Here is a 420-nt window from a genome sequence, read left to right on the forward strand (position 1 = left end):
CCCATGCCGGTGAGCAAGACCATCGGTGATACGGTCAGCGCCGGCACCCTGAACGAAGGAGGCACCCTGCTCTACCGGGCCACCGCCGTGGGCAAGGACACCGCCCTATCACGCATCGTGGCGCTGGTGAAAAAGGCCCAGGGCAGCAAGCCGCCCATCGGTCGCCTGGCCGACGACGTCTCCGCCGTCTTCGTTCCCACCATCATGCTGATCGCCGTGGTCGCTGCCATGGCCTGGTTCAATTTGGGGCCGGAGCCGCGTATCACCCACATGCTGATCAGCGCCACCACGGTACTGATCATTGCCTGCCCCTGCGCGCTGGGGCTGGCCACGCCCATGTCGGTGATGGTCGGCGTCGGCAAGGCCGCCGAGCACGGCATTCTGATTCGTGAAGGTGACGCCCTGCAGACTAGCAGCAAG

1 pseudogene is annotated in these 420 nt (G+C 65.7%); it reads left to right on the forward strand.

Annotated features, from left to right (window positions below):
• Nucleotides 1-420: pseudogene (gene copA, locus B3Q33_RS10020) on the forward strand (Cu+ exporting ATPase); the annotation flags it as partial.

Origin of the sequence: Alcanivorax sp. UBA3183, from assembly GCF_002364155.1 — a bacterium.
GTDB lineage: Bacteria > Pseudomonadota > Gammaproteobacteria > Pseudomonadales > Alcanivoracaceae > Alcanivorax > Alcanivorax jadensis.